The sequence below is a fragment of the Actinophytocola sp. genome, from assembly GCF_050699935.1.
Classification (GTDB): domain Bacteria; phylum Actinomycetota; class Actinomycetes; order Mycobacteriales; family Pseudonocardiaceae; genus Actinophytocola.
Genome location: NZ_JBOHGB010000094.1, coordinates 1 through 21673, shown reverse-complemented (window position 1 = coordinate 21673; position 21673 = coordinate 1). Strand labels below are relative to the sequence as shown.

The window sequence follows — 21673 nt, the reverse complement described above, 5'->3', positions numbered from 1 at the left end:
ATGCCCCACCCCGATCGGGGGCCGGGACCTGCGAGTTTGATCTCGGGTCTCGGCCCCCCTTTCATCCATATGGGTTAGCACGGCACACTCACCCGGGTGAGGACTCCGCCCTGGCTCACCGTTCTCGACGACACCATCGCGGCCTGCATCACTCACCACCGCACTGATCTGGCCGGCAAGCTCGAGCGCAGACGTGCCCTGCTGCTCGACCCGCGCGTGCGGGTGCCGGTCATCGGCGAGCTCAACCAGGGCAAGAGCCAGCTGGTCAACGCGCTGGTCAACGCCCCGGTCTGTGCCGTGGGCGACGACGTCACCACGATGACGCCGACCGCGGTCGAGCATGCCGAGGTGCCCACCGCCGCGCTCGTGACCGACGTGCCGACCGCCGGCAGACGCGCGATCGGTCCGGCGGGCGCCGAGCCCGCCCGGGTGCCCGTGCCCGTCGAGGACGTCGCGAGCAAGGGCCTCGCGACCCGGCGGCACGACGTGCACGCCGAGGTCGGCCTCCCGCGTGACCTCCTCACCGGCGGCCTCGTGCTGATCGACACCCCCGGCCTGGGCGGCGTCGGTTCGTGGCGCACCGCCGCCACGTTCGCGGTCCTGGCCAACGCCGACGCGGTCCTGATGATCTCCGACGCCACGTGCGAACTGTGCGCCTCCGAGCTCGAGCTGCTCAAGAAGGTGGCCAAGCTCTGCCCGGCCGTCACCGTCGTGCTCACGAAGATCGACATCGTGCCGCGCTGGCGGCGGGTGGCCGAGCGCAACCGGGCCCGGCTCGCCGCGGCCGGGCTGGCCGTGAAGGTCGTCCCGGTGTCCGCGTCGGTCCGGCTGACCGCGGCGCGCACCGGCGACCAGGAGCTCAACGAGGAGTCGGGCTTCGTCGAGCTGGTGAAGTGCCTGCGCCAGGACGTGCTCGGGCAGGGCGAGGTGCTGGCCAGCCGCAGCGCGGCGGTGGCGTCCGCGACGGCGACCGAGCAGCTGCTGACCCCGCTGAACCAGGAGCTCGCCGAGGCCAGGGGCGGCAAGCTCGGCCAGGCGCACGTGCAGTACCGGGCCGCCCAGCACCGGCTCGACGAGCTGCGCCGGCGGTCCAGCCGCTGGCAGACCATGCTCGGCGACGAGGTGGCCGACCTGCTCTCCGACATCGAGTACGACCTGCGGGAGCGGACCCGCAAGATCGTCCGCATCTCCGAGGAGTACTTCGACGCGGCCGATCCGGCGCGCGCGTGGGACGAGTTCGAATACTGGCTGTGCGACAGCCTCGCGGACACGGCGGAGACCAACTTCGAATGGCTGATCGAGCGGTTCCAGTGGCTGTCCACCAAGATCGCGAGACAGGTGGCGCTCGACGAGGCCGTGCCGGACGCCGCGGACGCCGGTGACCTGCTCGACCACATCGGCGACCTGACGCCGCCGCGGATCGAGAAGTTCTCCATCGGCCAGCAGCTCTACGTCGGCCTGCGCGGGTCCTACGGCGGCCTGCTGATGTTCGGTCTCGCGACCACGGTCGTCGGCATGGGTCTGTTCAACCCGATCTCGATCGGTGCGGGTGCCGTGTTCGGCGCGAAGAGCATCGTCGACGAGCGGGGCAGCCGGCTCAAGCGGCGGCAGGCGACCGCGAAGACCGCGGCGCAGCGGCACGTCGACGACTTCTTCCTGTCCTACGGCAAGGAGATCCGCGACACGGCCCGGCTGATCCAGCGGCGGCTGCGGGACCACTTCACCTCGGTCGTGGAGCGGCTCCAGACCGGGATCGCCGAGCGGGCGACCGAGGCCAAGCGCGCGGCCGAGGCGGATCTCGCCGACCGGCGGCGGCGTAGCCAGGAGATCTCGGCCGAGGTCGACCGGCTCGTCGGCCTGCACAAGCGGAGCCAGGCACTGGTGACGCCGAACGCGCGGCGGCGGGGGCTCACCGCGTGACCGAGCTCGCGGAGCGGGCGCGGGGGATGCTCACCGACGCGCTCGAGCTGTACGGCGACAGTCCGCGTGCGACGAACTGGCTGCGCCGCCACATCGACCGGCTCGCCGAGCCGCTGCGGCTCGCGGTCGCCGGGCTGCCGCAGACCGGGCGCTCCACGCTGGTCAACTCCCTAGTGGGGGAGGAGGTCGCGCCGCTGCTCGTGGCGGAGGGCAGCGTGCTGACCTGGTACCGCGGCGGTGCGGTGCCGCGCGCGCAGCTGTACCCGACGCAGGCGCCGCCGTCTGACGCGCCGGTGGCCAGGGTGGACGGTCAGCTGCACATCGACCTCGAGGGCTGGCAGGCGGAGTCGCTGGACCGGATCGTGGTGGACTGGCCGAGCCGGGCGCTGCGCGGGCTCACCCTGATCGACACGCCGGCGATCGGGGCCGAGCCGATCGAGCCCGCGACGTCCACATCGGACGCCGCGACCGACGTCGCGTCGCGCATCTCGCTGGACGCCGACGCGGTGCTGTACCTCATGCGGAACCTGCACGGCACGGACGTCGGCTTCCTCCAGTCCATTCAGGACCATCCGATCGCACGCGAGACACCGGTCAACTCCATCGTCGTGCTGTCCCGGGCCGACGAGGCCGGCGGCGGCCGGATCGACGCGCTCACCTCGGCCAAGCGGATCGCGCGGCGCTACCGGACCGACACCGGCCTGCGTGGCCTGTGCCAGAACGTGATCGCGGTGTCCGGCCTGCTCGCGCACACCGGCCGGACCCTGACGCCGGCCGAGGTCACCTCGCTCACGATGCTCGCCACCGTGCCGCGCCGCGAGCTGGAGAGCTGCCTGGTCTCGGCGGACCGGTTCGCCGGCGACGGCGTGCCGGTGCGGCTGGACGGTCGGACGCGGGGGGCGCTGCTCGACCGGTTCGGGCTGTTCGGCGTGCGGCTCGCGACCACGCTGATCCGGCAGGGATTCGACGAGCACGAGGCGCTCTCGGCGGAGCTGGTGGCGCGCAGCGGGCTCGTCGAGCTGCGCGAGTCGATCAAGCAGTGCTTCACCGACCGGCACGACGTGCTCAAGGCGCGGTCGGCCCTGCTGGCACTGGAGGTCGTGCTGCGGATGGAACCACGCCCGGCGGCCCGCTGGCTCGTCACGGCGCTGGAGCAGCTCGTGGTGAGCGCGCACGAGTTCCGCGAGCTACGCCTGCTGGCCGCGCTGCACGGCGGCCGCACCGAGCTGCCGGACCCGCTGGCGGACGAGGCACGGCGGCTCGTCGGCGGGGTGGGCACGGGCCTGGCCGCGCGCCTGGGCTTCGACCACGAGCCGAGCGGCGCGGAGCTGCACGGCGCGGTGTCGGACGCGCTGCGCCGGTGGCAGGAGCAGGCGGAGAACCACGCCCTGGGCACCGGCCAGCGGCACGCGGCGCGCGTGGTGGTGCGCAGCTGCGAGGGCATGGTGGCCCAGCTCGCCCTGTACTGAAAGGACGCACTGAAAGGACGCAGGCGTTCACGGCGGGCCTGCGTGAGCCGGCGCGGGGCGTCCTCTACGGTTGGCGACTGGACTGGCCGTGCGAGGAGGAACCGTGGCTCGCGACCCCGATACCATTCAGCGCGAGATCGAGCAGGCACGCGACGCGCTCGCGTCGACGCTCGACCAGCTCGGCACCAAGGCGAGCCCGAAGCGGCTCGTCGACGGCGCCAGGTCGAGTGCGCGTACCACGCTGGCCTCGCCCAAGGTGAAGTACCCGCTGATCGGTGTCGCCGCGCTGATCTTCCTGCTGATCCTGAGGAAGATCTTCAGCTAGTCGCGGCGCCGCGGCCGCGGTTGGCGGCGGCCTTCGACGGCACGCTGCTGTGCTCGCGTGGCGCGGGTGGCTCGGCCGCCTGCTGATCCGGGGCGGGCTTCGGCGCGGGCTTGGCGGTGGACTTCGCCGTGGACTTCGGCTTCGGCTTCGGCTTCGGTGACGGCTTCGGCGCGGGCTTCTCCTCGGCCGCGGCCGGTTCGGCGGGCCGGGCCAGCCGGGCGGTCAGGTAGGCGTTGGTGAACCGGACCGCGTCGCCGTCGAGCATGTGCACGACCGTGCGGAACTTCTCCTCCGGCGCGAGCTTCTCCACCAGCTGGTCCGCACGGTCGCGCGCCGCGATGAGCCCGGGTGCCTTGCCGGTGAGGCGCTGACCGCGCCCGGACACGGTCACCACCCAGTCATCCCCGTCCGGGACATAGTTCGCTTCAATAGGATCCGGCATCGCTCCGCCCCTCTCGGCAGCACTCCTGTCTCCCCATTGCACACCTTTCCGATGGGAAAGACACGCTGAGCGGGACCCTAATCGATTAGCGGTCACCGTGCGTGCTGGTCGCGAGCCCGTACCACACGGTCCGCATGATGATCGCCGCCGCGTCCCCGGCCGTGACGTCCTCGCGCGCGACGTACCAGGTGGCCAGCCGCTCGCAGGCGCCGACGATCACCTCGCCGTACGCCTCCAGCTCCCGCGCCCGCGCACCGGGCAGGTACGACGCGAGCATGGCGGCGTTGACCTCGGTCTGCTGCTGGCGGATCCCCTCGATCTCGTCCATGGCCGCCTGGCCGGCGACCGCCGCCTCCTGGCGCAGCAGCTCCCAGGACCGCCGGTGCGAGTCGATGAACGCGAAGAACGCCTCCAGCCCGCGACGCATCGCCTCCTCGGCCGACGTGATGCCCTCGACCGAGGCCAGCGTGATCGCGAGCAGCTCGGCACGCGCAGCCCGGATACAGGCGACGAGCAGGCCTTCCTTCGAGCCGAAGTACTCGTAGATCATCGGCTTGGAGACCCCGACCCGCTCGGCGATCTCGTCCATCGAGGACGCCTGGTAGCCGCGCTCGGCGAAGATCTCCTCGGCGATGGTGATCATCTGCCGCTCGCGCTCCGCCCGCGGCATGCGGCGACGCTTGGGCTCGGTGGTGGCCACAGCGCTACTCTACCGGAAGTAACCTACTCCGAGTAAGGTAGGTGTCCAGGACGGGATCGAGGAGGCGGCATGCGCGTGCACACGGTCGTGATCGGCACCGGGTTCTCCGGGCTGGGCATGGCGATCCAGCTCAAGCGGGCCGGCCGGGACGACTTCGTGGTGCTGGAGAAGGCCGACGACGTCGGTGGCACCTGGCGCGACAACACCTACCCCGGCTGCGCGTGCGACATCCAGTCACACATGTACTCGTTCTCCTTCGCGCAGAACCCGGAGTGGACGCGGTCCTTCTCGCCGCAGCCGGAGATCTGGACGTACCTGCGGCGGGTCACCGAGTCCTTCGGCCTGCGCCGCCACATCCGCTTCGGCACCGAGGTGACCGGAGCGCGCTGGGACGCCGACGAGAGCCGCTGGCACGTCACGACCGCCACCGGTGACGAGTTCGTCGCGCGGTTCGTCGTGTCCGGCATCGGCGGGCTGCACATCCCGAACGTGCCGACCCTGCCGGGCATCGAGGACTTCGCGGGCGCGGCGTTCCACTCCGCGCACTGGGACCACGACTACGACCTGTCCGGCAAGCGGGTCGCGGTGGTCGGCACCGGCGCGAGCGCGATCCAGTTCATCCCGCGCATCGCGCCCGAAGTGGGGTCGCTGACCGTGTTCCAGCGGACGCCGCCGTGGATCATGCCCAAGCTCGACCATGCGATCCCGGGCTGGGCGCAGCGGCTGTTCCGCGCCGTGCCGGGCGCGCAGCGCCTGTACCGCGGCCTGATCTACTGGCTGCTCGAGTCGCGCGCGATGGGCTTCAACGGGCGGCCGGGGCTGCTGAAGCTCGCGCAGCGGATCGCGTCGCGGCACATGCGCAAGGCCATCGCCGACCCGGAGCTGCGCCGCAAGCTGACACCGGACTATGTGATGGGCTGCAAGCGGGTGCTCCTCGCCAACGACTACTACCCTGCGCTGACCCGGCCCAACGTGTCCGTGGTGACCGACGGGATCGCCGAGGTCCGGGCCCACTCGATCGTCGACACCGCGGGCACCGAGCACGAGGTCGACGCGATCATCTACGGCACCGGGTTCCACGTGACCGACGCGTTCGACTACGTCAACATCACCGGTACCGACGGTCGTGACCTGTCGAAGGAATGGCGGACGAACGGGATCCGGACCCACTACGGGATCACGGTGTCCGGCTACCCGAACCTGTTCTTCCTGCTCGGCCCGAACACCGCGCTGGGCCACAACTCGGTGGTCTTCATGATCGAGTCCCAGATCCGCTACGTGGCCCAGGCGATGTCCCTGGTGGAGCGGTCGGGGGTGGCGGCGCTCGAGCCGCGGGAGAGCGCGCAGGCGCGGTTCCAGTCGGACATCCAGCGCAAGCTGGTCAAGGGGGTGTGGACGCAGGGTGGCTGTACGAGCTGGTACCTGGACGCGCACGGCGTGAACCGGACCATCTGGCCCGGGTTCACCTGGCGTTACTGGCAGCGCACCCGCCGCCTCGAACCGGCCGAGTACGAGCTGGTCGACTGACTGGTCTGCCGGCTGGTCCGCTGGGCGCCGTGCGGTGGTCAGTCGCCGGGGTCAGTCGTCGGGGTCGGTCACCGGGCCGGTGAGCTGTCTCAACCGGGCGATCAGCTCCACGGTCTCCATGCCGCACAGCTCCGCCATCCGCTCCAGTGCCGCGATGTCGAGGCTCACCTCGGGCGGCTGATGACCGTTGGTCTCGGTCAGCTTTCCCTGCGCCCACCGGCGGAGCGGGCCCAGCTTCGACTGCTCGGTGCCGACGACCTGGCGCAGATCGATCCGGATGCGGCCGACCGGGGAGTCGCTGAACACCCGCTGGTGCACCCGGGCCATCAGCTCGTGGGGCACCTCGTCGAGCGCGAGGCAGATCTCGACCAGGCGAACCACCGAGCACTGCCGGGTGCCGAGCTCGTAGGTCGCCAGCGTCTGGAGGGAGATGTCGCTCTGCAGCCGGCGGTTGAGATCTCGCCGGGTCCAGCCACGCTGTTTGCGCAGCCGGCGTAGTTCGTCGCCGAGAACCCGCTGGTAGGTCGCTGTGTCCAGCCGCACGATCGCCCCTCTCTCCGAGCGGCAGGCCGGCGTGGCCCGACCGAGATGCCGACATAAGAGGAAGCGATGAACCCGCGAGTGATTACGCGAGTTTTCACAGTTTGCGAGTGCAATTTGCATCCGGTGGCCCAAGAGCGGCCCGTCCGGCCGGCGGAGTCAGTAGACGCAACCGGCCTCGTCGGGTTGCCCCACCTGCTGGGCGGCACCGGGCGCCAGCCGCAGCAGCGGCGGGTGGGCGAGCCCGTCCCCGCTCGCGTCGGCGACCGAGCCGGCGTCGTAGTCGGCGCCGAGCAGGATCGTGACCGTGCCCGGCGGCAGGTTCGGGTCCGGCTCGACGACCGGGTTGCCGCCGATCGCCTCGCCGACCTGGTCGCCGGAGTCCTGCTCGCCGTCGGCGTACCGCACGACCGTCGTGTCGCGCAGGTCGGCGTTGCCCACGTCGCCGGTGGTGAAGCCCTTCCCGGCGAGCGAGTCGGCCACCGCCTGGGCCACGCCGGCCTGCCCGCTGGCGTTGCGGACGTTCACGGTGACCTGCTCGTTCGCGGCGTCGTCGCCGTCGCCCTCATCGGGCTCGCCGTTCTCCGGGGCCGGCTTCTTGCCGAGCAGGCCCTCCACGAACGCCTGCACCTCGTCCGGGTCCACCTCGACCGCCGAGCCGTCCTCGGGGGTCTCCAGGTCGATGCGGCCGACCGGGATCGTCTGGAAGGACACGTTGCCGCCGGTGAAGTTCATCATCTGCTGGGCGAACTCGATGACGTTCCAGTCCTCGTCCAGCACCACGGACTTCTGTACCGCGTCCCGCAGCCGGTCCAGCGCCTCCGAGCCGGGCGTGAGCATGTCCTGGGAGAACACCTTCTTCGCCATGCCGGTCATGAAGACCTGCTGGCGCACGATCCGGTCCAGGTCGCCGTTGGGCAGCCCGTGCCGCTGCCGCACGAACGCGAGCGCGCGGGTCCCGGACAGGTTCTGCCGGCCGGCCTTGAAGCGCGCGCCGGAGCGCCAGTCGTCGACCGGCTCCTTGAGGCACACGTCGATGCCGCCGACGGCCTTCGTGATGTCGTAGAACCCGAGCAGGTTGACCTCGGCGTAGTGGTCGATCGTCGCGCCGGTCAGCTTCTGCACGGTCGCGATCAGGTTCTTCGCGCCCTCCTGGTTGGAGCGCACCTGCAGGTCCGACTCGTCCGCCACGCCCTCGTCGCGCAGTCGCCGCATGGCGTCGTTCTTGGCCCGCAGATACGCCGAGTTGATCTTGTGCTCACCGTACCCGGGGATCTCGACGAAGGAGTCGCGCGGCAGCGAGAGGCCGACCGCCTTCCTCCCGTCGTTGGGGATCCTGATCATGATCAGGGTGTCCGTGTTGAGCACCTCGTCGGACTCGCCGACCCTCAGCTGCGCGAGCTGCTCGTCGGACAGCGGGTTGCCCTGCGCGTCGGTGCGGCTGTCCATGCCGACCATCAGGATGTCGATGGCGCCGTCCGCGGGCCGTTCGGTGGGCGCCTGGTCGATCACGTCGGCGGTGGTCAACCCGTCCTGCCACGGCTTCAGCTCACGCCAGTAGTAGCCGGTGACGGCCAGGATGAGCACGGAGACGACGGTGAGCACGAACTTGCCGCTCACGAGCAGCCGCCGACGGGGGCGGGGTTGGGGGCCGGGTCGGGGGCGGCGGCCGCTGGCGATCTTCTCGGTCGGCTCGTCGGCCCGGGGCAGCCAGCGGGCGTCGGAGGTGCGGGACGGGCGCGAGCCGGAAGCCGGGCCACCGACGACGCGGCCGGCGTTCGCGGACGCGCGCCGGCCGGCGGGCGGCTCCCGCCCCTCACGCGCCGGTTGGCCGTCTGACCTCGGCGGCCGTCGGTTCACCCCGGCTCCTCCCGCAGCTATTCCGGTAGAGACCCGTTCCCCTGACACTTCGTAGACGTGCCGGGGCGCATTTCGGTTGTCCCGTAGAGTGGCATACGTCGCTCACGGTGATTGGACCGGTGCGCTATTCGTACGCCAAGTGTGCGCCTCAGCGGGTCGCTCCGCTGGTAGCCGGCACCGGTGCGGCGTCCGGCTGGGTCCGCACCCACTGCGCGCACACGACCGCGACCGCCAGCGCCGCGACCATCGTCGTGCCGTGCACGACGGTTCCCGGACCGCTCATCGTGGTGATCATCGGTGGCACGCAGGCGATCGCGGTCACCAGCCACGGGCCCGGCCGCGAGCTCGTCCGCAGGTGGACGCAGTGCACGAGGTACCAGCCGAGCAGCAGGTGGATGAGGCTCGCCATCGGGTCGATCGGCAGGCCCAGCAGCGTCGAGGACTCCGACCACCCGGACAGACCGGTGACCGCGAAGCCCAGCACGCCGAGCGCCCCGAACGCCACGCCCAGCCCGGCGGCGAGCGTGTCCACCCAGGCCCGCCGTTCCTCCTCCGGCGGCCCGTCGAGCCGCGGTTCCGGGCCGGTGTCGGACCATGGTGCCGGGCGGGAGGTGCCGCGGCGCTCGAAGAGCAGGAACGTGATCAGCGTCGGCAGCGCGATCATGCCGAGCGCGAGCATCGTGCGCGGGCGCAGCAGCCAGTCGATGCCGCTGGAGCCCACGCCGGCGCGGCGGGCCACCCCGACCACGCCCTCGAGGAACAGCATCGCGCACAGGTAGACGAGGTAGACGGTCATCGGCGCGGCGCGGATGACGGCCATCGCGCGGGCCGGCGGGCTCGTCGCCACCACCCGCAGCCCCCGCTCCCGCGGCAGCGCCACCAGGCAGGTCTGCACGAGCCCGAGCAGCAGCACACCGGCGAGTGACGGCGCGAACGCCGCGTACCCGGTCGGCACGGCAAGCTGCAGCTTCGGCTGGGCGCCCAGCGTGGTCAGCGCGACAAGCCCGCAGAACGCGGCCAGCGCGCAAGCCACGAGCGCCCAGCGCGGCACCCGCCAGAGCGTGCCGTCGGCGTAGTGGAAGGCGAGCTGGCCGAACAGCAGCGCCACGAGCACACCGCCGACGTGCGTGCCGACCGCGCCACCGGCGGCGGACAGCGTGACCACGCCGGCCAGCAGCGCGAGCGGCGTCGCGACCGGCAGGCGGCGGTGCAGCCGGTACATCGCCGGGGTCAGGGCCACGACGAGCAGGTAGAGGCCGAGCAGCCACAGCGGCTGGACGATGAGCCGGCCGAACGCCCTGATCGCGGTTTCCGGCGCCGCCAGCAGCTCCAGCGACAGCGGGATCATGAGCCAGGCGACGACGAACGCGAACACCGGCCGGATCAGCCAGCCGATCCGGCCGACGAGGTACGTGCCGTAGCCCGCGCCGGCGTCACGGGCGGCCCGCCAGGCGAGCAGGTTCGCGTGCCCGCCGGCGAGGAAGAACAGCGGGACCAGTTGCAGCAGCCAGGTCAGCGGCCAGACCCAGGCGGCCTCGGCGGTGCCGCGCATGGTGAACGCGAGGACCGTCTCGGCCACCACGATGCCGGTCAGGCTGAGGATACGGAGGAAGTTGAGGTAGGCGGCCTGCTCGAGCTCGGTGGGGTCGAGCGGTGGCCGGGTGGGCGTCCGGCGCGGGCCGTGTCGGGCACCGTGCCGGACGCCGTGCCGGACCATCGCGGGCGCGCGGAGCGCGATGAGCAGCATGATCACGACCATGGCCACCGACCAGGGCCCGACCGGCTCGCTGCGCGGCGGTCCCCACCGCTGGTGCCAGGAGTTGACGACGAGGCCGACGGTGTAGAGCGACGCCACGACCTCGCAGAACGCGGGCGAGCCGCGCGGGTTGAACTGGCACTGGGCGTGCATGTCCATCGAGAGCCGGTCGTCGAGGCGCTCGCGCAGCTCCGGGCGGAGCGGCTGCCCCTTGTGCTCGGCGTAGCGGAGCATGTCGTAGCCGAGGTCGTGCGCGCGGCAGCCGACGCTGTAGTCCCAGCGCGTGTCGCCCCACGGGGAGGAGCAGCCGCCGCCGGGGTGGACGGCGCGCACGGTGCCGTCGGGGGCGCGCTGGTGGACCGGATCGCGCCCGGTCACCCGGGTGAAGTCGGCCGGCAGGTCACGGAGTGGGTCGCGGCCGGAGGCGGGGTCGAGCTGGGCGGAGATGGCGCGCTCGATCTTGGCGACGTCGCCGGTCGGCGTGCGCGTCTCGGGCGGGTTCGGTCGTGAGGCGATGACCGCGAAGGTCGCGGCGGCCAGGATCATCACGACGAGCCACCGCAACCGCGGTATACCTGTTGCGACCCGCCCGCTCGCCCACGGTGGGCCGTCCGACGCCTCCCCGATCATCGGGTCCCCATGGGGTCGAAGGTTACCTGCCGGGATCCAGCCGGATCAGCTGGTTTGCGAGGCCTCGTTCGGCTCAGGACGCCAGGCGGACCTGGTCGCGTCCGTTCTCCTTTGCCTCGTAGACCGCCGCGTCCGCGGCCTGCAGCAGCTCACCGAGGCCCTTGGCGTGCTGCGGGTACACGGCCACGCCGATGGAGGTCGTCCGGTCCGTGATCGCCACCGGGCCGCCGCGCTTGTCGGTGGTCGGGACGTGCAGCTCCGAGATCGTCCGGCGGATGCGCTCGCCCGCCTGCTCGGCCTCCCCGGCGTCCGCCTCGGGCAGGAGCACCACGAACTCCTCGCCGCCGAACCGGCCGATGATGTCGCTCGGCCGCGTCGCCCCGCGCAGCGCGTGCGCCACGTACTCGAGCATGTCGTCGCCGGCCGGATGTCCCCAGGTGTCGTTGATGGACTTGAAGTGGTCCAGGTCGACCATCAGCACGGCCGCCGAGCCGTTCGCCCGCTCCACTCGTGACAGTGCCCGCTCCGCGCCCTCCCGCCAGCCGCGCATGTTCAGCAGGCCGGTCTTGGGGTCCGTGCGCACGTCGACCTGGAGCTGGCGGACCTCGGCGATCCGGTTCCCGATGACGCTGATGACCACGATGATCGCCAGCGCGGCCGGCAGGTTCACCAGGAGGATGGCGGCGACGGTGCCCAGCGCGATGGTGAGCGCCTCGAGCTCGTTGTCGTCCTTGGTGCCCAGCACGGCGAGCGTCGGCCGCGAGCTGCTCAGCAGGACCAGGCCGACGGCGACGATCACGGCCTGCACGGAGAAGTACATGAGGCCGGCGAGCATCAGGATGCCGAATACGGTGAACGAGCCGGGCACCGTCAGCGCCGACAAGCCGCGCGGCCCGAAGGCGGCCACCACCTCGTGAGCGGCGAGCGCGGCGAGCAGGATGCTGGCGCTCGTGAACACGTACCGCCACAGCGGCCGGCGGCCGACGAACCAGCGTTGCGTACGGCCGATCAGGATGCTGAACAGTGCGAGGTGGACGGGCAGGACCACGATGGCGGCGAACGACCAGATGCCGACCAGGTCGATGTGCACGATCGGCTTCCGGCTGCGCATGGCCTCCTCCTGCCGCCGGGACAGCTGGAGGTGGACGGTCGCGCAGACGACGAGGGTGGCGAACCGCAGCCAGTCGGCCGTGCGCGGCATCGGCGCGGTCACCGAGGTCAGCACGATGACCGTGATGGTCGCGAGCTCGCCTACGAGCATGTAGGCGATCAGTCGCGGTGGCTGGCGCCAGAGCGCCCACTGACGCAAATGCACTACAAATTGGCCGCCACGGTGTCGAAAATCGCGTTGATCATTCACACTTGTATGCGCAATAGGTAGGTGCCCCTGATCGCGCTCAGTCTGCTCCTTCCCACGCCCGTCGATCGTGCTGGGGGGAGTCTCACGAGGCGACGCGTGCCCAGGGCCGTCGTGAGCGGTGAAACTCATGTGTGTCGTCCCCTCCCTCCGTGTCACACGCAAGTGTGCCTCGAAGGAGGCGGCTGCCGTATTCCGGCATCAGCGGCTAGCATGCCCGTGCGCCAAAGACGGCCGTGATCCCGCGGGCGCCACGGTCTACCTTCCCCCGTCCCTGTCCGGAGGTGAGCAGTGATGATGTTAGATCGCGAGATGTGACCCGCTGACAAAATGCCTGGGGGGAGGCCATGCTCGGCTCTGGTGACCCGCCGTGGAGGTGAACAGCGATGAGGGATCGCGAGATGTGATTCGCCACGCTGCCGGCCCGTTCCGCCCGATTTTCCGGGCCGCACGGGTGTCATGACGGCAGCGTGTTCAGATTGGGCGTGAGCCGCACGTCGCTGACGGAACGGTTCGACCGTGCCCACGCGACGGTCGCCGGGACGGCGATGAGCACGCCGAGTAGCCCGGCGAGCGCGATCGTCGCCGTGCTCGAGCCGATGAGCTCCGCCACCGCTCCGCCGATGGCGACCCCGATGCCCTGGGAGACCCGTAGCCCGGTTCGGATGACTCCGTACGCGCCGCCGCGGATCTCGTTGGGCACCACCGTGTTGAACGTCGCGCTGACCGTGATCTGGTAGGCGCCGAATGCTCCGGCCAGTGCTAGCAAGACAATCGCGATCGAGACATGTGGCGTTAACGCGAACGCGATGAGCGTCGCCGACGAGCACGTCGCCAGCACGCCCATGATCCGTATCCGGTTCTCGGCCGTGACGAACCGGGACAGCACGTAGGTCCCGATCACGAAGCCGAGCGGGTCGGCCGCGAGCAGCCAGCCGACCGCCGCGTCGGTGGCACCGAGCTCCTCGGCCAGCGGCGCGACCAGGCCCTCCGGGATGACGACCAGGCCGACGAGCCAGGACAGCGTCAGCAGCAGGCGCATCCGCCGGTTGCCGAACACCCACCTGGCGGCGGTGAACCACCCGTCCTCGCTGCTGCCCGCGGTCCGCCGGTTCTTCACGTACCAGCGCACCACGACCGCGCTCACGAGGAACGTCACCGCGTCGATCGCCAGGGCCCAGCTGGTGCCGAGCGCGACCACCAGCACGCCGCCGCCGGCGAGACCGAGCAGCATGAGCGTGTTCGTCGTGATCCCACGCAGATCCTGGCTGCGCAGGTACAGCTCGTCGTCGGTGAAGACCTCCCGGGTCACCGCGTTCTGCGCGGCCAGGGCCGGCGACTGGATCAGGCCGATCGCGAACACCAGTGCGCACAGCACCGGGAGCGGCATCCCGGGCAGGGCCATCAGCCCGACCACGACGGACTGTGCCAGCGTGCAGGTGACCATCAGCGGCCGGCGCGGGAACCGGTCCGCGAGCTGGGACAGGCCCAGCCCGCCGGCGAGCGCGGAGAGGAACGTGAGGGCGTAGACCGTGGCGGCCAGCAGTGCGGAGCCGGACCGGTCGTAGACGAGGATCGTGAGCGCGACCTTGGCGAGCTGGTCGCCGAACACGGACTGGGCTTCCGCGAACCAGAGCGCGCGGAACTCCGGGACCGCCAGTACGGCGGAGAATCCCGGCGCCCGTTGGCTCAACGTCAACCCCCGTGTCGACTTCGTCGGCATGCCCCGCCGTCGTGGCGGAACACCGCCCCCCAGACGTGGTCGACCGGCAGCGCTCGACACACGCGGTACGCGGTCAACTACTTCTAGCCCTCGCGATGATGTTCATTTGGTCATCACCACGTAGCTCAGAGTACCGGCAGCGGTGAGAACCGTGGGCATCGGTGGTTGGTCTCGCCCTGTTCCCAGATACCAGATGTACCCCTTTCGGCGTATTTCGGCAGACCTTTGGGCAGCTCAGAGTGGGTGTGCCGCAACGCTTTGAGCTGTGGACAACTCCGCGTCACCGTTGCGAGCGACCCTACTTTCCTTGCAGCAGAGCCAACAGCTCGTCAGCGATGTCGGCGTCCTGCTCGCGGTAGTGACGGGCGGTCTTCGTGACCGAAGCGGCCAACGTGTCCGCTTTCCGCCCGGCGCCACGCACCTGTCGTTGCAGCGACTGCCCGAAGCTGTTGAGGGCGTCGGCGAAGCCGGTCTCCTTGCCGATCCGGCCGAAGCTGTCGTCGGCGACCGAGCGGACCTTGTGCAGTTCCTTGGCGCGCAGTGCGGCGAGCTCGTCGGCGATGGTGCGCGCGCTCTTCGCGTAGCCGGCCAGCGCGTCGGGGTCGACCCGGAAGCCGTCGCCCCCGCCGCCGTTGCGTCCCCGGTCGCCGCCGCGCGAGTCTCCCTTGTCTCCCTTGTCTCCCTTACCGTCGCCCCGGTCGTTCCCGTCGCCCCGGTCGTCGCTTCGCATGGCCCGTACGCCTTTTCGTGCCTCATCGAGGTGCTCCTCGTAGGCGCCGCTGGTGAAGGTCGTCCAGGGCTGGAACGAGTTGCCGTCGCCGGAGATCGCGAACGCGGCCTTCGCGTTGGTCTCCGGATCGAACAGCTCCTTGTCGGCGTCGAGGTCGAACTGGTCGCGCCGGTCCGGGCCGAGCGCGCCGATCATGTTGATCTGCCAGAGCCCGTAGGAGTCGTCCGGCGGCACGGGGTTGTGCGCGCGCGGGTCGCCGGAGGACTCGGCGAGTGCGATGGCGACGGCGGTGGTCAGGTCGTCGCCGCGGAACCCGGCGTCGTGCGCGGCTTGGGCGATCTGCTCGGGGGAGAGCTTGGACACGGCGAGCCTCCACGGCATCGGGACGTCACTGGGGCGTCACTTTGGGACGTCGTTGACGAGCCGAGCGTGCCGGGCACCGGCCGTCCGGCACCAGCGCCGCTGCACGAGCGAGCAGGTCGGTTGCACAGGCGGACACGACCCGGCCGGGACTGCACACTTCCGGCCGGTTGTCTGAAAGATCACGGCGTGCCAGACTCCGGCGCCGTCCGGGTTCCTTCATCGCTCCACCCACCGAAGTGAGTCGTATGAAGATCGTGTTCGCCGGAGAGCGGGGCCGCAGCGCCCCGCTCACCTGGGGGCAGCGGCACGTCCTGCGGTCCGCCGACACCGGCGTGCCCCAGGTCCGGGTGGTGCCCGTGCCGGACGTCCCGGTGCCACGCGCGGCCGACGCGCTGGCCCGCCTCGTCGGCCGGCACGAGGCGCTGCGCACCCGCCTCACCGGCGAGGACGAGCAGCGGGTGTTCGAGAGCGGGACGCTGGTGGTGGAGCTGGTGCGGTGCGGGCCCGGTGAGTCGATGTTCGCCGCGGAGCAGGCGCGGGAGCGGCTCCAGGGGCCCTTCGACCACGGCGCGGAGTGGCCGCTGCGCGTGGCGCTGATCGTGCCGGGCGAGTTCGTCCGCCACGCCGTTCTCGTGTGCAGCGCGCTCGCGGTCGACCACGACGGCATGGATGTCGTCGCCACGGACCTGGCCCTGCTGCTGCGGGGCCCGCTGCCGGCGCGTGCGGCGCCCCAGCCGGTCGACGACGCGCGGTTGCAACGCTCCGACCACGGCGCCCGGCTGACCGGCCGGGCGATCCGGTTCTGGACCGACGAGCTGGGCCGCCTGGATCCCGTGCCGACCCACGAGCGGGGCGGGCGGTGCACGGCGACCCTGCGGTCGGCGGCGATGGACACCGCGGCGCACGCGATCGCCGGCCGGCACGGGGTGAGCGCGTCGACGGTGTACCTGGCCGCGACCGCGGGCCTGGTCGGCTCGCTGACCGGTGGGCGGGTCGTGGGGCTGCGCACCGTGGTGAGCAACCGGTTCTATCCCGACCGGCGGGACGTGGTCGCGACGATCGCACAGGACGGCGTGCTGGTGCTGGACGTGGCGGTGCCGACCTTCAGCGACCTGGTGCAGCGGGCGTGGCGGGAGGCGATGCGCTCGCACCGGTTCGCCCGCTACGACCCGGATCTGCTGGCGAACGCGGTGACCGCGGCGCCGTTCGCGCGCTTCGACGACACCCGGCTGACCCGGCGCGACGTGCCCGCCCTGCCGGACGAGGCCACGTTGCGGGCGTCCGCGTTGCGGACCTCCCTGACCTGGGGCGAGCGGTCGGACCGAGACGCGTTCGCGGTGCTCGTGGACGGCTCCGGCGTGACCGTGCGGGCCGACACCGGGCTCGTGTCGCGCACGGACCTCGAGTGCTGGCTGCGCGCGCTGGAGGGGCTGCTGATCTCCGCGGCGTATCGCGATGTGGCGACCGGCGAGCTCACCGCGCTGCTCGCCAGGACGGTCGGCCCGCCCGCGTAACGCGTGTGGGTGTTTTCATGCACCGGTTTCCCGCGCGGGTGGGTACGCTGACCGGCGGTTTGAGATCGGCTGGAGGCGACGTGGGATCCTCAGATCTGCTGACAGTGGACATCGACGCCCGCGGCACTGCCGTGGTCGTGTCGGTGCGTGGGGAGCTGGACCTCGCCACCGTGCCCGTCCTGCGTGACCGCCTGGACTCGGTGGGTGAGGTGTCCGCCGAGCCGTCGCCCCTGGTGATCGACCTGTCGGCGGTGACGTTCATCGGCTCCGCGGGGCTCGCCCTGCTCGTCGACCAGCACAACAGGTGCCAGGACCGCGGCATCCCGCTGGAGCTGGTGGCCACCGGCAGCGTGGTGCCGCGGGCCATCCAGGTCACCGCATTGGACCAGGTCTTCTCCGTACACGACACCGTCGACGAGGCGATCGGCGCCTCCTGATCAGGCGAGCTCGGCGACCGCGGTCAGCAGTCTGTCCACTTCGGACTCGGTGGTGTACGGGGCGATCCCCGCGCGGACCGCGCCCGCCGTGCCCAGGCCCAGGCGGTCGGCGCACTCCAGCGCGTAGAACGTGCCCGCCGGCGCGTTCACCCCGCGCTCGGCCAGGCCGCGGTACATCCGCGCCGGGGTGGCGCCCTCGATGTTGAACAGCGCGGTCGGCGTGCGGCGGCGGGCCGGGTCGCCGTAGCGGATCACGCGCGGGATCGACGCCAGGCCGTCGTCGAGCCGGTCCAGCAGCGCCGCCTCGTGCTTCTCCAGGGCGGTCATCGACCCGATGAGCCGGTCGCGTCGCGTGCCCGTCGATCCCACGAGCCCGGCCAGGAAGTCGATCGCCGCGGTGGTCCCGGCCAGCAGCTCGTACGGCAGGGTGCCGAGCTCGAACCGTTCCGGCACGGTGTCCGGCATCGGCGCCAGTCTGTCCGGGTGCACCGACTCGAGCAGGGCCGGTGTCGCGTGCAGCAGGCCCAGGTGCGGGCCGAGGAACTTGTACGGCGAGCACGCGAAGAAGTCCGCCCCGAGCGCGGCGACGTCGACCACGTCGTGCGGGGTCAGGTGCACGCCGTCCACATAGGTCAGCGCACCGGCGGCCCGCGCGGCCGCCGCGATCGCCGGCACGTCCGGGCGGGAGCCCAGCAGGTTGGACGCCGCCGTGACCGCGACCAGCCGGGTTCGCGACGACAGCACCGCCTCGACGTCGGCCGCGGACAGAACCCCGGTGGCCGGGTCGAAGTCGGCCCGGCGCAGCGTCGCGCCCGACGCCGCGGCGGCGTGTACCCACGGGCGGATGTTCGCGTCGTGGTCGAGCCGGCTCACCACCACCTCGTCGCCCGGGCCCCACTCCTTCGCGAGCGCGCGGGAGACGTCGTAGGTCAGCTGCGTCATGCTCCGCCCGAACACGATGCCGCCGGCCACCCCGCCCACGAGGTCCGCCGCCGCCGCCCGGGCCGCCACGACGATCTCCTCCGCCCGCGCCTCCGCCCGCGTCACCGACCCGCGGTTGGCGACCGCCGACCGCAGCGTGCCCGCGACGGAGTCGGCCACCGCGGCCGGGGTCTGCGACCCGCCGGGCCCGTCGAAGTGGGCGGCGCCCTCGGCGAGCGCGGGGAACCGGGCGCGCACGGCGTCGACGTCGTAGGTCACGAATGCTCCGCCTCCCCGGATTTGACCCTCTTGGTCGCCTTGGGCTTATGTCGTCCGGTTCGGCACGTACTTGTGGCTGGGTCGCGTCCCGTTCCCCTTAGGTGCGGTTGGCGGACACGCGGCTCGTCCAGTGCGGTCACTAGTGGGCTCCTCGGTTCGCGCTCGCTCACGTGACGTTACGGTCGGCGGCCGAGGAAGGCGAGGAGCCGGTCGCCCGCGAGGGCCGAGGCGGGCACCGGCACGGGGGCGGCGAAGCGGGCCGGGCGGTCGAGGTCGCGGACGAGCAGCGGGCAGAGCGCGAGCAGCTCCTCGGCCAGCGCGGGTGGGAGCGGGCGGGACCGGCCCGTGGCGCGCGCGACGTCCCAGCCGTGCACCGCCACCTCCAGCGCGCCCGCGGTGGCGAGGATCCCGGTCGTCAGGACGGCGTCGCCGATGGTCACGCCGGTGTGCCGGCTGCTGGTCCAGGCGCCGAGCAGGCCGCTCGCGTGGTTCCGCACGGCGGTCACCGGGTCGCCCGGCGTGCGGCCGGCGGGCGCGAGGTCGACGTGACCGCCGGCCGCCTCGTGCAGGGCAAGCAGGGACTCGTCGACGTGGACGAGCAGGTCGTGAAGAGTCCACGAGCCGCACGGCGTCGGCGCCGACAGCTCCGCGCCGCGCACCGGATGCAGCACGCCCAGGGTGTAGTTGATCGCCCGCTCCAGCAGCCCGACCCCGCCGAGCAGCGGCGCCAGCGCGTCGGTGGTCACGGGGAGCCCGGCAGGCTGCTCGGCAGGCCGAAGGTGTCGAACAGGCGGTGGTCGAAGAACGACACGACGTGGGTGAAGGCGGCGCCTCCGACGGTGAGCACCTGCAGGCAGAACGGGCGGAACACGCCATCCTCCGCCGAGCGCAGGTACATCGCCAGCGCCGGCGCGCCGTTCGCCGACGTCGGCACGAGCCGGAAGTCGCCCGGCCCGCCAGGGCACTGGCCGACGAGGTGCCGCGTGACCTGCTCGGGCCCCTGGAACCAGGTGGCGAACGGCGGCATCTCCCACACCGCGTCCTGCGCGAGCAGTGCCACGATCGCGTCGACGTCCTTGCGCTCGAACGCCGCCACGTAGCGCTCCAGCAGCTCCCGGGTGCGTTCCTCGGACGGCTCGGTCACCGAGTCGCGGGTCGGGGCGACCTCGTCCAGGTGCGCCCGCGCCCGCTGCAGCGCGCTGTTCACCGCGGCCGTCGACGTGTCGAGCAGCTCGGCGACCTCGGCCGCCCGCCACGCGAGCACGTCCCGCAGGATCAGCACCGCGCGCTGGCGCGGCGGCAGGTGCTGCAGCGCGGCGATGAACGCGAGCCGCATGCTCTCCCGCGAGGTCACGATGGTCGCGGGGTCCGTGGTGGGATCGGTGGTGGGCTCGGTGCCGGACGGCATCGGCTCGAGCCACGGCACGTCCGGCCGTTCCTCGAGCGGCTGGCCGGCCGCGTCGCCCGGGCCGCCGAGACCGGTCGGCAGCGGGCGGCGGCCCCTGCTCTCCAGTGCGGTCAGGCAGGCGCTCGTCGCGATCCGGTACAGCCAGGTGCGCAGCGTCGAGCGGCCCTCGAACCGGTCGAACCCGCGCCAGGCACGCAGGAACGTCTCCTGCACCAGGTCCTCCGCGTCGTGCACCGAGCCGAGCATCCGGTAGCAGTGCGCCAGCAGCTCACGCCGGTACGGGTCGGCCTGGCTCAGGAAGTCCGGTTCCACCGGTCGGTCCGCGACGGTCACGGCGAGCTCCTCTCAGGCGGCCTGCGTCAGTCGTGACCAGCCGAGCCCCGGAAAGTCATCGGTGCGCCGATGAGTTTCCCACGCGGGCCGGGTCGGTACGGGCGACGAACGCACCGGACCCGGGAGGACCCACCGTGCACGACCCGACCGCGACGCGCCGGGAGTGAATCGGGCTGGCCGTGCTGGCCCTGCCCACGCTGCTCGCGTCGCTGGACATGAGCGTGCTGTTCCTGGCCCTGCCGCACCTGTCGGCCGACCTCGCCGCCGGCAGCACCCAGCAGCTGTGGATCCTCGACATCTACGGCTTCCTGCTGGCCGGTTTCCTCGTCACGATGGGCACGCTCGGCGACCGGATCGGCCGGCGCCGGCTGCTGATGTTCGGCGCCTCCGCGTTCGGCGCCGCGTCGCTGGTGGCCGCGTGCTCGACGAGCCCCGAGATGCTGATCGCCGCCCGCGCGGTGCTCGGTGTGGCCGGCGCGACGCTGATGCCCTCGACGCTCGCGCTGATCCGCAACATGTTCCACGACGCCCGCCAGCGGGGCGTGGCGATCGCGGTGTGGATGAGCAGCTTCATGGTCGGCACCGCGATCGGCCCGCTGGTCGGCGGGGTCATGCTCGAGTGGTTCTGGTGGGGCTCGGTGTTCCTGCTCGCCGTCCCGGTGATGGTGGTGCTGCTGGCGACCGCGCCCGCGCTGCTGCCCGAGTACCGCGACACCACCGCGGGCCGGCTGGACCTGACCAGCGTGGCGCTCTCGCTCGCCGCGATCCTGCCGGTGGTCTACGGGGTCAAGGAGCTGACCAGGGGCGTGAGCCCGCTCGCGGTCGCCGCGATCCCGGCCGGGCTGGTGTTCGGCGTGGTGTTCGTCCTCCGGCAGCGCCGGCTCGCGCACCCGCTGCTGGACCTGCGGCTGTTCGCGAACCGCTCGTTCCGGTCCTGCCTCGCGATCATGTTCGGCGGCGCGATCGTGATGGCCGGGACGTTCCTGTTCATCCCGATGTTCTTCCAGCAGGTGCTGGGCATGACGCCGCTGGAGGCCGGGCTGTGGACGGTGCCGCAGACGGTCGCGATGATCGCCAGCACCCAGCTGACTCCCTTGCTGGCCCGCCGTTTCCGGCCGGCGTCCGTGATGGCCGTGAGCCTGCTCGTCGCCTCGCTCGGCTGCCTGCTGATCACGCGGGTGTCGGTGACCGGCGGGCTGCCGTTCCTGGTGGCCGGCTTCCTGCTGGCCTGCGTGGGCGTCGCGCCGCCGACCGCGCTGGGCACCGACCTGCTCGTCGGCTCCGCGCCGCCGCGGCGGGCCGGGTCCGCCGCGTCGGTGTCGGAGACCAGCAACGAGTTGGGCATCGCGATCGGGTTGGCGGCGTTCGGCAGCATCGGCGCGGCCGTGTACGCGAGCCGGGTCGCGGTGCCGGCCGGCGGGCCCGGGGCCGCCGCCGAG

Annotated in this window: 18 protein-coding genes; 7 read left to right on the top strand and 11 right to left on the bottom strand. The window is 71.9% G+C overall.

Translation table 11 applies throughout. The features are described from left to right. Positions 1–96 precede the first annotated feature (96 nt). The 3 genes from ACRDTB_RS25520 (at position 97) to ACRDTB_RS25510 (ending at position 3714) form a co-directional block, all read left to right on the top strand. Complete coding sequence (locus ACRDTB_RS25520) at positions 97–1920, top strand: dynamin family protein (RefSeq protein WP_431434278.1); 1824 nt, start codon at positions 97–99, stop codon at positions 1918–1920. Further along, entirely contained in the window at positions 1917–3389 is a 1473-nt protein-coding gene (locus ACRDTB_RS25515) for a hypothetical protein (RefSeq protein ID WP_431434277.1), read from the top strand. The genes ACRDTB_RS25520 and ACRDTB_RS25515 overlap by 4 nt, the downstream gene beginning before the upstream one ends. Before the next feature lie 103 nt (positions 3390–3492). Next, complete coding sequence (locus ACRDTB_RS25510; protein ID WP_431434275.1) at positions 3493–3714, top strand: DUF3618 domain-containing protein; 222 nt, start codon at positions 3493–3495, stop codon at positions 3712–3714. Here ACRDTB_RS25510 and ACRDTB_RS25505 read toward each other — a convergent pair. Next, entirely contained in the window at positions 3707–4156 is a 450-nt protein-coding gene (locus ACRDTB_RS25505) for a hypothetical protein (RefSeq protein ID WP_431434274.1), read from the bottom strand. The two genes, ACRDTB_RS25510 and ACRDTB_RS25505, sit on opposite strands and share 8 nt — an antisense overlap. 85 nt (positions 4157–4241) lie before the next feature. Next, on the bottom strand, positions 4242–4856 hold the full coding sequence (locus ACRDTB_RS25500; protein ID WP_431434272.1) for a TetR/AcrR family transcriptional regulator: 615 nt from the start codon (positions 4854–4856) through the stop codon (positions 4242–4244). Positions 4857–4925: 69 nt separating this feature from the next. On the opposite strand from ACRDTB_RS25500, the gene ACRDTB_RS25495 reads away from it, so the two are divergent. Beyond that, a complete protein-coding gene (locus ACRDTB_RS25495) occupies positions 4926–6383 on the top strand; it encodes a flavin-containing monooxygenase (RefSeq protein WP_431434270.1) in 1458 nt (485 codons plus the stop codon). Positions 6384–6434: 51 nt separating this feature from the next. Here the strand turns inward: ACRDTB_RS25495 and ACRDTB_RS25490 are convergent, their stop codons facing one another. The 6 genes from ACRDTB_RS25490 to ACRDTB_RS25465 all read right to left on the bottom strand — a co-directional run bounded on the left by ACRDTB_RS25490 (position 6435) and on the right by ACRDTB_RS25465 (position 15342). Beyond that, the gene (locus ACRDTB_RS25490; protein WP_431434268.1) at positions 6435–6926 is read right to left on the bottom strand and encodes a helix-turn-helix domain-containing protein; all 492 of its coding nucleotides are present in this window, start codon (positions 6924–6926) and stop codon (positions 6435–6437) included. A 156-nt stretch (positions 6927–7082) separates the two neighbouring features. After that, complete coding sequence (locus tag ACRDTB_RS25485; protein ID WP_431434266.1) at positions 7083–8783, bottom strand: LCP family protein; 1701 nt, start codon at positions 8781–8783, stop codon at positions 7083–7085. Positions 8784–8931: 148 nt separating this feature from the next. Beyond that, entirely contained in the window at positions 8932–11169 is a 2238-nt protein-coding gene (locus ACRDTB_RS25480) for a hypothetical protein (RefSeq protein ID WP_431434264.1), read from the bottom strand. A gap of 73 nt (positions 11170–11242) precedes the next feature. Beyond that, entirely contained in the window at positions 11243–12430 is a 1188-nt protein-coding gene (locus ACRDTB_RS25475; RefSeq protein ID WP_431434262.1) for a GGDEF domain-containing protein, read from the bottom strand. A gap of 553 nt (positions 12431–12983) precedes the next feature. Continuing rightward, positions 12984–14249: an MFS transporter gene (locus ACRDTB_RS25470; protein ID WP_431434261.1), complete on the bottom strand. Its 1266-nt coding sequence runs from the start codon at positions 14247–14249 to the stop codon at positions 12984–12986. A 298-nt stretch (positions 14250–14547) separates the two neighbouring features. Continuing rightward, positions 14548–15342: a transglycosylase SLT domain-containing protein gene (locus ACRDTB_RS25465; RefSeq protein WP_431434259.1), complete on the bottom strand. Its 795-nt coding sequence runs from the start codon at positions 15340–15342 to the stop codon at positions 14548–14550. Between the two features lie 245 nt (positions 15343–15587). Between ACRDTB_RS25465 and ACRDTB_RS25460 the strand changes: the two genes are divergently transcribed. Next, the gene (locus ACRDTB_RS25460) at positions 15588–16856 is read left to right on the top strand and encodes a hypothetical protein (protein WP_431434257.1); all 1269 of its coding nucleotides are present in this window, start codon (positions 15588–15590) and stop codon (positions 16854–16856) included. A gap of 80 nt (positions 16857–16936) precedes the next feature. Continuing rightward, the gene (locus tag ACRDTB_RS25455; RefSeq protein ID WP_431434255.1) at positions 16937–17293 is read left to right on the top strand and encodes an STAS domain-containing protein; all 357 of its coding nucleotides are present in this window, start codon (positions 16937–16939) and stop codon (positions 17291–17293) included. On the opposite strand, the gene ACRDTB_RS25450 is transcribed toward ACRDTB_RS25455, so the two are convergent. The 3 genes from ACRDTB_RS25450 to ACRDTB_RS25440 all read right to left on the bottom strand — a co-directional run bounded on the left by ACRDTB_RS25450 (position 17294) and on the right by ACRDTB_RS25440 (position 20234). Beyond that, complete coding sequence (locus ACRDTB_RS25450; RefSeq protein WP_431434253.1) at positions 17294–18493, bottom strand: cysteine desulfurase-like protein; 1200 nt, start codon at positions 18491–18493, stop codon at positions 17294–17296. A 176-nt stretch (positions 18494–18669) separates the two neighbouring features. After that, positions 18670–19239 (bottom strand): TIGR03086 family metal-binding protein, encoded by a 570-nt coding sequence (locus ACRDTB_RS25445; protein ID WP_431434251.1) that lies wholly within the window; start codon positions 19237–19239, stop codon positions 18670–18672. Further along, positions 19236–20234, bottom strand: a complete 999-nt coding sequence (locus ACRDTB_RS25440; RefSeq protein WP_431434249.1) for a sigma-70 family RNA polymerase sigma factor — start codon at positions 20232–20234, stop codon at positions 19236–19238. The genes ACRDTB_RS25445 and ACRDTB_RS25440 overlap by 4 nt, the downstream gene beginning before the upstream one ends. 179 nt (positions 20235–20413) lie before the next feature. Between ACRDTB_RS25440 and ACRDTB_RS25435 the strand changes: the two genes are divergently transcribed. Next, on the top strand, positions 20414–21673 hold a 1260-nt coding region (locus tag ACRDTB_RS25435; protein WP_431434247.1), incomplete at its 3' end, for an MFS transporter.